Annotated in this window: 9 protein-coding genes; 6 read left to right on the top strand and 3 right to left on the bottom strand. The window is 70.6% G+C overall.

Annotation, left to right across the window (positions count from 1 at the left end):
• Both lpdA and M4D53_RS17345 read right to left on the bottom strand, forming a co-directional pair.
• Window positions 1–1381: dihydrolipoyl dehydrogenase (gene lpdA, locus M4D53_RS17340; RefSeq protein ID WP_259955279.1), on the bottom strand; the 1381-nt coding region annotated here is incomplete at its 3' end.
• Between the two features lie 9 nt (window positions 1382–1390).
• Window positions 1391–2041 (bottom strand): copper resistance CopC family protein, encoded by a 651-nt coding sequence (locus tag M4D53_RS17345; protein ID WP_259955280.1) that lies wholly within the window; start codon window positions 2039–2041, stop codon window positions 1391–1393.
• Window positions 2042–2141: 100 nt separating this feature from the next.
• On the opposite strand from M4D53_RS17345, the gene M4D53_RS17350 reads away from it, so the two are divergent.
• The 3 genes from M4D53_RS17350 (at window position 2142) to M4D53_RS17360 (ending at window position 3955) form a co-directional block, all read left to right on the top strand.
• The gene (locus M4D53_RS17350) at window positions 2142–2624 is read left to right on the top strand and encodes an FHA domain-containing protein (RefSeq protein WP_187661811.1); all 483 of its coding nucleotides are present in this window, start codon (window positions 2142–2144) and stop codon (window positions 2622–2624) included.
• Window positions 2624–3310: a transcriptional regulator FtsR gene (gene ftsR / locus M4D53_RS17355; RefSeq protein ID WP_259955282.1), complete on the top strand. Its 687-nt coding sequence runs from the start codon at window positions 2624–2626 to the stop codon at window positions 3308–3310. The genes M4D53_RS17350 and ftsR overlap by 1 nt, the downstream gene beginning before the upstream one ends.
• Before the next feature lie 99 nt (window positions 3311–3409).
• Complete coding sequence (locus tag M4D53_RS17360) at window positions 3410–3955, top strand: MerR family transcriptional regulator (RefSeq protein WP_060921155.1); 546 nt, start codon at window positions 3410–3412, stop codon at window positions 3953–3955.
• 68 nt (window positions 3956–4023) lie between these two features.
• Here M4D53_RS17360 and M4D53_RS17365 read toward each other — a convergent pair whose 3' ends face one another.
• Window positions 4024–4836 (bottom strand): ParA family protein, encoded by an 813-nt coding sequence (locus M4D53_RS17365; protein ID WP_025105105.1) that lies wholly within the window; start codon window positions 4834–4836, stop codon window positions 4024–4026.
• A 92-nt stretch (window positions 4837–4928) separates the two neighbouring features.
• On the opposite strand from M4D53_RS17365, the gene M4D53_RS17370 reads away from it, so the two are divergent.
• The 3 genes from M4D53_RS17370 (at window position 4929) to def (ending at window position 10440) form a co-directional block, all read left to right on the top strand.
• On the top strand, window positions 4929–8336 hold the full coding sequence (locus M4D53_RS17370; RefSeq protein WP_259955284.1) for a pyruvate carboxylase: 3408 nt from the start codon (window positions 4929–4931) through the stop codon (window positions 8334–8336).
• A 65-nt stretch (window positions 8337–8401) separates the two neighbouring features.
• Entirely contained in the window at window positions 8402–9949 is a 1548-nt protein-coding gene (locus M4D53_RS17375; protein WP_259955286.1) for a MinD/ParA family ATP-binding protein, read from the top strand.
• Window positions 9949–10440 carry a peptide deformylase gene (gene def / locus M4D53_RS17380; RefSeq protein WP_187661806.1) on the top strand — a complete coding sequence of 164 codons (492 nt, stop codon included), beginning with the start codon at window positions 9949–9951 and terminating at the stop codon, window positions 10438–10440. The genes M4D53_RS17375 and def overlap by 1 nt, the downstream gene beginning before the upstream one ends.
• Window positions 10441–10625: the final 185 nt, after the last annotated feature.

Here is a 10625-nt window from a genome sequence, read left to right on the forward strand (position 1 = left end):
GGCCGGCCAGGCCGTGGAAGCCCTCCTGCAGCGCCTCAGACAGGGTCGGGTGGGTGTGCACGTTGCGAGCCAGCTCGAGGGCCGTGAGGTCCCACTTCTGCGCGAGGGTGAGCTCGGGCAGCAGCTCCGACACGTCGGGGCCGATCATGTGCGCGCCGATGAGCTCCAGGTGCTCGGCGTCGGCGATGAGCTTGACGAAGCCGACCGGCTCGCCGAGGCCGTGCGCCTTGCCGTTGGCCATGAAGGGGAAGGTCGCGACCTTGATCTCGCGCCCTTCGTCCTTCGCCTGCTGCTCGGTGAGCCCGAAGGACGCCACCTGCGGCGAGCAGAAGGTCGCCCGCGGCATCATGCGGTAGTCGCCCAGCGTCATGGTCTCGGCGCCGCCGATGGTCTCGGCCGCGACGACACCCTGTGCCTCCGCGACGTGCGCGAGCTGCAGCTTGGCGGTCACGTCGCCGATGGCGTAGATGCCCTCGACGTTGGTGCGCATGTGGTCGTCGATGTCGATCGCGCCGCGCTCGGTGAGCTTCACGCCCGTCTTGTCGAGCCCGAAGCCTTCGACGTTCGGCGCGAACCCGACCGACATGAGCACCTTGTCGGCCTCGATCGACGCCTGCTGGCCGTCCTTGCCCGTGTAGGAGACGGTCACGGAGGAGCCGTTGTCGACGACCGACTCGACCTTGGTGGAGGTGAGGATGTCGACGCCGTAGTTCTTGTACTGCTTCGTGATCTCCTTCGACACGTCGGCGTCCTCGTTGGGGAGGGCGCGGTCGAGGAACTCGATGATCGTGACCTTGACGCCGTAGTTCGTCATCACGTAGGCGAACTCCATGCCGATAGCGCCGGCGCCGACGATGACGATGGACTTCGGCAGCTCACGGGAGAGGATCTGCTCCTCGTAGGTCACGACGTTGTCGCTGAGCTGCACGCCGGGGAGCAGACGGACCTTCGAGCCCGTGGCGATGATCGCGTTGTCGAAGGTGATCTCCTCGGTGGAGCCGTCCGCCTTCGCCACCGAGATGGCCTTCGGGCCCGTGAAGGTGCCGCGGCCGTCGTACTCGGTCACCTTGTTCTTCTTCATGAGGAAGTGGATGCCCTTGACCCGGCCATCGGCGACGACGCGGCTGCGGTCGAACGCCTTGCCGTAGTCGATCGTGAACTCTCCGGAGATCCCGAAGAAGTCGGCCTTGTGGTTCAGCGTGTGCGCGATCTCCGCGTTCTTCAGGAGCGCCTTGGAAGGGATGCAGCCGACGTTGAGGCAGACACCACCCCAGTACTTCTCCTCGATGATGGCGGTGGACAGACCGAGCTGCGCGCTGCGAACCGCAGCGACGTATCCGCCAGGACCTGCACCAAGGATGACGACGTCGTAGTGTGGCATGCCTTAAGCCTATCGCTCCGAGGGGGTAGCGGAATCGGTCGGAGCCGGTCCCCGGCGGCGGCGCAGGACGAGCCAGACGACAAGGGCCAGCGCGGCGAGTACGAGGATCGCGAGCACCCAGATCCACACCGAAGGGGCTCCCGCGTCGTCTCTCGCGTCCGGTGCCGTCGTCGCGGTCGCCTCGGGGGCGGCGGTCTGCTCCGTCGTCGGCGCCGCCGTCGGGGGAGCGGTGGTGGGCTCGTCCGACGGCGTGGCCTCGTCGCCGACCGTGACGGTGAAGGAGAACTCGCCGGAGGTCGGGTGGCCGTCGCTCGAGACGACCTTCCAGACGACGTGGTACTCACCGGCGGGCCCGGAGCCGAGCAGGGGCTGCGTCACGATGGCGCCCTCGACCGTGGGAGTGCCGTCGATGACGGACTGACCGGCCGGATCCGTGACGGTCAGCTCCGTCGCTCCTTCTCCGTCGATGAGCTTCGCGCTGAAGGTGAGGGTGAGCTCGGAGGGCAGCGTCTCCACGGAGCTGTCCGCCGCAGGCGACGACGACACGAGCGCGTCATGGGCGGACGCGGAGAGCGGGGAGAGGAGGACGAGGAACGCGGCGAGGAGGGTGGCTGCGAGGGCGATCGGGGCCGCCGGGCGGCGCAGAGCTGTGGTCTTCACGAGTCCAGCCTATGAATCCCCGGTATGGGACCGCTGAGTGTGAAAGCGGCCTCCCGCGCACCCCTCCGGATCGGATAGTCTGGACAGCCAGGAGGGCACAGTGACAGACAGCGACAGCCGACCGGCCGGTGAAGCCGCCATCCATCGCTCCGGCGAGCCGAGACACGACGTGACGCAGACGTTCGGACACGATTCCGATCTGTCGTTCGTGCCGTTCGGCGTGGAGTTGACCGATGTCGAGCAGTCGGCCATCGCGGCGCTGCCCTCGGGCTCGGCTCTGCTGCTCGTCCGTTCCGGTGCGCTCGCCGGTGCGCGGTACCTCCTCGACACCGACGTGACCACGGTCGGTCGTCACCCGGAGGCCGACATCTTCTTCGACGACGTCACGGTGTCCCGCCGTCACGCAGAGATCACCCGCAACGGGACGACGTTCGAGATCATCGATCAGCGCTCCCTCAACGGCACCTACGTGAACGGCGAGCGCGTGGACCGCAGCCCCCTGGCGGACGGCTCCGAGCTGCGCGTCGGCAAGTTCCGTCTGAACTTCTTCGCGTCCCCGCTCGACCGCGCGGCGAACGCCTGATGGCGGCAACTCCCGCCCGCGAACGCTCGGCGTCCGCGGGCCTGCTGAGTATCGGTCAGGTGCTCGCACGTCTCACCCCGGAGTTCCCCGACCTGACCTCCAGCAAACTGCGGTTCCTCGAGGTGCAGGGCATCGTCCGTCCCTCCCGCACCGAGTCCGGCTACCGGAAGTTCTCCTCCTCGGACATCGAGCGCCTCCGTCTGGGACTGACCCTGCAGCGGGATCACTACCTTCCCCTCAGCGTGATCCGCGAGCAGCTCGACGAGGCGGAGGCCACGGGCGAGACGGCCGCGCTCGCCCCGCCGCCCTCGATCGCCCCGGCGCCGCGGCGCTATCGTCGCGACGAGCTCCTGGCCGCTGCCGGCGCCGGACCGCAGCTCCTCAACGACGCGATCAGCACCGGGGTCATCACCGCACAGGAGACCTATTCGGAGTCCACGGTCGCGCTGCTCCGCGGGCTCGTGGCCCTCGACCGGCACGGTATCGAGCCGCGTCATCTCCGTTCCCTGCGGCAGGGCGCGGAGCGGGAGGTCTCGCTCATCGAGTCGGCGCTGTCCACGCTGCTGCGTCGCACCGATGCCACCTCGCGGGCTCGCGCCAACGAACTGGCGCCGCAGCTGGCCACTCGGATCGACGACGTCCGGACGTTGTTCGTGAAGGATGCGCTCACGCGGATCCTTTCGTAACGAACTGATTGCGACACACCTTCGGCGTCGCACGGATGTCGTTGCCGGTGCCGGGACCCTGCTCTACCGTGGAGATAACCGTTCCAGGGAGGATTTCAGATGAATGCGGATGAGCTCGCAGGCGACCCGCGGTTCGTGACCGAACTCCTCTTCACCGACGGTCTGCCCGCGATGGACGACGAGGTCGGCTATCGCGGCGCCGTGGCAGCCCGTGCGGCCGGCATCACCTACCGCCAGCTGGACTACTGGGCCCGCACCGAGCTCGTCGAGCCCACGGTGCGCGGCGCGAACGGCTCCGGCTCGCAGCGTCTCTACGGCTTCCGCGACATCCTCGTCCTGAAGCTCGTCAAGAGCCTGCTCGACACGGGCATCTCCCTGCAGCAGATCCGCACCGCGGTGGACGAGCTCCGTCGCGCCGGCATCCGCGATCTCGCGGGGACGACCCTCATGAGCGATGGCGCGTCCGTCTACCTCTGCACCTCGAACGACGAGGTGATCGACCTGGTCAGCCGCGGTCAGGGCGTCTTCGGGATCGCGGTCGGCAAGGTGCTGCGCGAGGTGGAGTCGACGCTCGTCGCCTTCGATGCCTCCGCGCCGGACCCCGTCGACGAGCTCTCCGCCCGTCGCGCCAAGCGCTCCGCCTGACGCTCCACCCCCGCTTCACGAAGAACGGCCACCCTCGAAGAGGATGGCCGTTTCGTCGTTCCGCGGTGTCAGCTCTGCGGTCCGTTCTCCGGAACGGGGACGCGACCCGTGCGGATGATGCGGTCGAGGAGCTGGTCGAAGTCCGCGGCGAGCTCCTGAGCGGAGTCGCCGGGCCAGATGTGCAGCGGTTTCGCGGCGCCCTGCGCCTGCTGCAGCGAGGTGCGCTCCGGAAGCTGCGGCGAGAGCACGAGGGGGCCGAACATGTCTCGCAGCTCCTTGATGCGGAACTGGTGCTCGATCGACTGCGGGCGCACGCGGTTGACCACGATGCCCAGCGGCTGGAGGCGCGGTGAGAGACCGCGGCGGATCTCCTCGATCGCGCGCAGGGCACGGTCCGCGGCGGCCACGGAGAAGAGGCCGGGCTCGGTGACGACCATGACGCGGTCGCTCGCGGCCCACGCGGTGCGGGTGAGGGCGTTCAGCGACGGCGCGCAGTCGATGAGCACGAGGTCGTAGTCCGCCTCGACCGCTGCGAGCGCCTCCTCGAGCTTCCACACATCGCGGACGCTCGGGTGCGGGCCGTCGAAGTTGATGGCGGACGGGCTTCCGATCAGCACGTCGATCGTGCCGGGGTGGACCTTCGCCCAGCCGCTGGAGGTGATCGCCTGGCGGACGGTCTTCTCCTTCGGGTTCGCCAGCACATCGGCGATGTTGAGTCGTCCGGCGACCTGGATGTCCATCCCGGTGGAGACGTCGGACTGCGGGTCGAGGTCGACGACGAGCGTCCGGACACCCCGGGCGAAAGCCGCGGAGGCCAGCCCGAGTGTCACGGTCGTCTTGCCGACGCCCCCCTTGAGAGAGCTGACGCTGAGTACGTGCACGGACTCCACGTTACCTTCCCCTAGGCTGGGGGAACACTCAGCCCCGCCCCATGTGCGTGCCTCGGCCGTGCATCGAGCTCTCAGAGGTGTGCATGTTCCAGAAGATCCTTGTGGCGAATCGTGGCGAGATCGCGATCCGGGCATTCCGAGCGGCCGTGGAGGTGGGGGCGCGCACCGTCGCCGTCTTCCCGCACGAGGACCGCGGCTCGGTCCACCGGCTCAAGGCCGACGAGGCGTACGAGATCGGCGAGCGGGGCCATCCCGTCCGCGCCTACCTGGACGTCGACGAGATCATCCGCGTGGCCACCGAGTCGGGTGCCGACGCGATCTACCCCGGCTACGGCTTCCTCTCGGAGAACCCGGAGCTCGCGGAGAAGGCCGCCGCCCACGGCATCGTCTTCATCGGTCCTCCCGCGAAGGTGCTGGAGATGGCCGGCAACAAGGTCGAGGCCAAGCGGCACGCGGTCGAGGCGGGCGTCCCCGTGCTCCGCTCGACCGAGGCCTCCGACGACGTCGACGCGCTCGTCGCCCAGGCGGAGGAGATCGGCTTCCCCCTCTTCGCCAAGGCCGTCGCCGGTGGTGGCGGCCGCGGCATGCGACGCGTCGAGACGCTCGGCGACCTCGGACCGGCCCTCGCCGAGGCGATGCGGGAGGCCGGCAGCGCCTTCGGCGACCCCCGGATGTTCCTGGAGCAGGCCGTCGTGCGCCCGCGGCACATCGAGGTGCAGATCCTCGCGGACAAGACCGGTGAGACGGTGCACCTGTTCGAGCGGGATTGCTCCGTGCAGCGGCGGCATCAGAAGGTCGTCGAGATCGCTCCCGCCCCCAACCTCGATGACGACGTGCGCCGGGCCCTGCACGGCTATGCCGTCGCCTTCGCCCGCTCCATCGGCTACGAGAACGCCGGCACCGTCGAGTTCTTGCTGGAGACGGCGGGGGAGCGCGCGGGAGAGGTCGTCTTCATCGAGATGAACCCCCGCATCCAGGTCGAGCACACGGTGACCGAGGAGGTCACCGACGTCGATCTCGTGCAGAGCCAGATGCGCATCGCCGCGGGGCAGACCCTCGCCGATCTCGGGTTGCAGCAGGAGAACCTGCACCTGCGGGGTGCCGCGCTGCAGTGCCGCATCACCACGGAGGACCCGACGCAGGGCTTCCGTCCCGACACCGGGAAGATCACCACCTACCGCTCGCCCGGCGGTGCCGGGATCCGGCTCGACGGCGGCACCGTGCACCAGGGTGCCCAGATCAGCCCGCACTTCGACTCGATGCTCGCGAAGCTGACCTGCCGCGGCCGCGACTTCCCGGCCGCCGTGGCCCGCGCGCGCCGTGCCCTCGCCGAGTTCCGCATCCGCGGCGTCTCCACGAACATCCCCTTCCTCCAGGCGCTGCTCGATGACGAGGCCTTCATCCGCGGCGACGTCAGCACGTCCTTCATCGACGAGCGCCCGGAGCTGCTCCGCGGTCGCGCCTCGAAGGACCGCGGCACGAAGATCCTCAACTGGCTCGTGGACGTGACGGTGAACAAGCCGCACGGTGCGCACCCCGGCGTCATCGACCCCGCGACCAAGCTCCCGCCGATCGACCTCAGCACGGAGCCGGCTCCCGGCTCCCGGCAGCGGCTGCTCGAGGTGGGCCCCGAGGAGTTCGTCCGCGGCCTGCGCGCGCAGACCGCCCTCGCGATCACCGACACGACCTTCCGCGACGCGCACCAGTCGCTGCTCGCGACCAGGGTCCGCACGAAGGACCTCGTCGCCGCCGCCCCGTACCTCGCCCGTCTCACCCCGGAGCTGCTGTCGGTCGAGGCCTGGGGTGGCGCCACGTACGATGTCGCGCTGCGCTTCCTCGGCGAGGACCCGTGGGAGCGGCTCGACAAGTTGCGTGCCGCCCTCCCGAACGTCGCCATCCAGATGCTCCTGCGCGGCCGGAACACGGTCGGCTACACGCCGTACCCGACCGCGGTGACCGAGGCCTTCGTGGCGGAGGCGGCGGCAAGCGGCGTCGACATCTTCCGGATCTTCGACGCGCTGAACGACGTGGAGCAGATGCGGCCGGCGATCGAGGCGGTCCGCGCCACGGGGACCGCCGTCGCCGAGGTGGCGCTCTGCTACACCGGGGACCTGCTGGACCCGGCAGAGGAGCTCTACACCCTCGACTACTACCTGAAGCTGGCGGATCAGATCGTCGCGGCCGGCGCGCACATCCTGGCGATCAAGGACATGGCGGGCCTGCTCCGCCCCGCTGCGGCCGCGACGCTCGTCTCGGCGCTCCGTGAGCGCTTCGACCTTCCTGTGCACCTGCACACCCACGACACCCCCGGCGGGCAGCTCGCGACCCTGCTCGCCGCCAGCGCCGCCGGCGTGGATGCGGTGGACGCCGCCTCGGCGCCGCTGTCGGGCACGACGAGTCAGCCGTCGCTGTCGTCACTCGTCGCCGCCCTCGCCCACACGGAGCGGGACAGCGGGATCTCGCTCGCGGCCGTCTCCGATCTGGAGCCCTACTGGGAGGCGGTGCGTCGCCAGTACGCGCCGTTCGAGTCGGGGCTCCCGGGACCCACCGGCCGCGTGTACCACCACGAGATCCCGGGCGGGCAGCTGTCGAACCTCCGACAGCAGGCTAAGGCCCTCGGGCTCGCCGACGACTTCGAGCTCATCGAGGACATGTACGCCGCAGCCGACCGCATCCTCGGACGCGTGCCGAAGGTCACCCCGTCGTCGAAGGTGGTGGGCGATCTCGCCCTGCATCTCGCCGCGGTGAAGGCCGACCCTGCGGACTTCGAGGCGAACCCGGAGAAGTACGACGTGCCCGACTCCGTGGTCGGCTTCATGGCGGGTGAGCTCGGCGACCTCCCCGGAGGCTGGCCCGAGCCGTTCCGGTCCAAGGTGCTCGCCGGTCGTTCCGTGCGGACCGGGCTCACGGCTCTCACCGACCAGGACGAGGCCGAGCTGGCGGGGACGAGCGCGCAACGACGCTCCCGCCTGAACACTCTGCTCTTCCCGGCTCCGGCGGCCGAGTTCGCCGAACGACGGGAGCAGTACGGCGACCTGTCCGTGCTGGACACCGGCGACTACCTGTACGGGCTGGTCCCCGGCCAGGAGCACCTCATCGAGATCGATCGCGGCGTCCAGCTCTACGTCGGGCTCGAGGCGATCGGCGAGGCCGACGACAAGGGCATGCGGACGGTGATGACCACGCTGAACGGTCAGCTCCGCCCGGTGTTCGTGCGGGACCGCTCCATCTCGGTCGATGCGCACGAGGTCGAGAAAGCCGACACGTCCGTCCCCGGCCAGGTGGCGGCGCCGTTCTCCGGCGTGGTCACCCTCAAGGCCGAGGTGGGAGCGACGGTGCGCGCGGGCGAGCCGGTCGCGTCGATCGAGGCGATGAAGATGGAGGCCGCCATCACCGCCCCCGTGGACGGGGTCGTGGAGCGGCACGCCATCTCCGAGACGCAGCAGGTGGACGCGGGCGATCTTTTGGTCGTGATCCGACCGGCGCACTAATCTTGTGCGGGCGAGGCCGCGCACCCTGGGCGCATCCCGAGGCCCGCACAGGTTGGGAGTGACACGTGACCGCGAAGAACAACGCCGACCCCGAGGACAGTCCGCTGGGGGTGCTCGACGACGCCGCATCCGTCGACACCGCCGGCATCGGCATCCTCGGCGGAACCGCGCAGGTGCGGGTGACCCTGCCGGCGGAGGAGGATGACGACCTCGCCGACGACGGTGTCGTGGACGGGGAGGTCGGCATCGACCTCATCGTCGACGACCTCACCCTCCCCGCGGCGCCGAAGCCCGTCCTCGATGCTCCGCGACTCGACGACGTGATCGACGCCGTCGTGGTGGAGGCGCCCGCGGCGGAGGAGCCCGTGGTGGAGGAGCCCGTGGTGGCGGATTCCGTGCCGGAGGAGCCCGTGCCGGCTGCCGAGCCCGCGGCTGACCTGGTCGCGGAGGAGGAGGAGGCGGCCGCCCGCTTCCTCGCGAAGGCCGGCGCCGACCGTGCGGCGGTCCCGGCCGCGAAACCGGCGCGTGCCCCGCAGGCGCCCGTGCAGAAGGAGACCACGATGCCCGAAGCCGACGACAAGCCCGTCGCATCCGCGCCCGCACGTCCGGCGCCCCGGACCGACGTGGCCCTCACCGCGAAGCGTCTGGGGGAGCTGGGCGAGTCCGCCCGCGAGTCCGCAGATCTCCTCACCTCCGATCGGCTCCTCGACCCGCACCGCGTGGCCAAGCCGGAACCCGAGGGCGGGTGGAGCCACCTGCTCTACACACTGTCCGGGCGCCGGCTGAACATCGGCGACGGCCGTCGCGCGCGCGAGCGCAAGGAGCTCACGGCGCGGATCGCCGCTCCGCTCGCCGGCGGTGCTCGGTTCGTGCCGGTGCTCTCGCGGAAGGGCGGCGTGGGCAAGACCACGGTCACCGCGCTCCTCGGCATGGCCCTCGCTGACGCGAGGGAGGACCGCGTCATCGCCGTGGACGCGAACCCCGACCGCGGAACGCTCGCCGACCGGGTGCAGCGCGCGCAGCATGGCAAGTCCGTGCGCGACCTCGTCCGCATCCGGGACGACGTGCGCGGGTTCCACGACATCTCCGCGATCGTGGCACGGGATGCGACGCGCCTCGACGTGCTCGCCTCGGACGCCGACCCGCGTGTCGCCGAGGCCTTCAGCGACGACGACTATCGCGACGTGGCCGATGTGGCCGCGCACTACTACTCCCTCGTCCTCACCGACACCGGCACGGGGATCGTCCACTCGGTGATGTCGGCGACCCTCGACCTCGCCGACCAGATCGTCATCGTCTCCGGACTCAGCGTCGACGAGGCGCGGCTGGCGTCCGAGACCCTCACGTGGCTGGAGTCCAACGGGTACGCGCAGCAGGCGCGCGACGCCATCGTGGTGCTCAACCAGTCCACGCCCGGGACGCCGCTCGTGCGGCTGGGTGAGCTCCAGGCGCACTTCGCGTCGCGGGCCCGCAGCGTCGTGCGCGTGCCGTACGACCCGCAGATCGCCGCGGGCGGGACGATCGTCTTCGCGAACCTCCTCCCCGAGACGCGGAAGGCGGCGCGGGAACTCGCGGCGCTCCTCGTCGAGGGCCTCCGGGCGAAGGCCGCCTGATGACGGTTCGCGAGATCCGCATCTTCGGCGACCCGGTCCTGCGGACGGTGTGCGCACCCATCGAGGAGATCGACGACGGCGTGCGTGCGCTCGTCACGGATCTCCTGGAGACCGTCGAGCTCCCGGGCCGCGCCGGCGTGGCCGCGCCGCAGATCGGCGTCGCGCTCCGCGCCTTCAGCTACAACGTCGACGGCGAGATCGGCTACGTGCTGAACCCCGTGCTGACCGAGGTCCGCGGCGAGCCCGAGCCGACGGGGGAGGGTTGCCTGTCGGTGCCGGGACTCTGGCACGACGCCCAGCGCCATCCCTGGGCCCGCGTCGAGGGGATCGACCTCGATGGACAGCCGGTGGTGCTCGAGGGGGACGGGCTGCTCGCGCAGGCGCTCCAGCACGAGACCGACCACCTCGACGGCAAGCTCTTCCTCTCCCGGCTCGACCCCGAGACCCGGAAGGTCGCGATGCGCGAGGTTCGCGAGAGCTCCTGGTTCTAGCCGCCGACCCACCCCTTCACGTACGAACCGGCCCCTTGCGCACGAGCGGCAGGGGGCGGGGGGGGGCGGAGGGGGGGGGGGGGCTGTGGGGCGGGGGGGGGGGGGGGGTCGCCGGGGGGGGCGGGCGGGGGGGGGGGGTGCGCCGGGGGGCAGCCGCCCGGTGCCGGCGGGGGGCTACGGGCGCC

The sequence above is a fragment of the Microbacterium meiriae genome (assembly GCF_025143875.1).
GTDB lineage: Bacteria > Actinomycetota > Actinomycetes > Actinomycetales > Microbacteriaceae > Microbacterium > Microbacterium meiriae.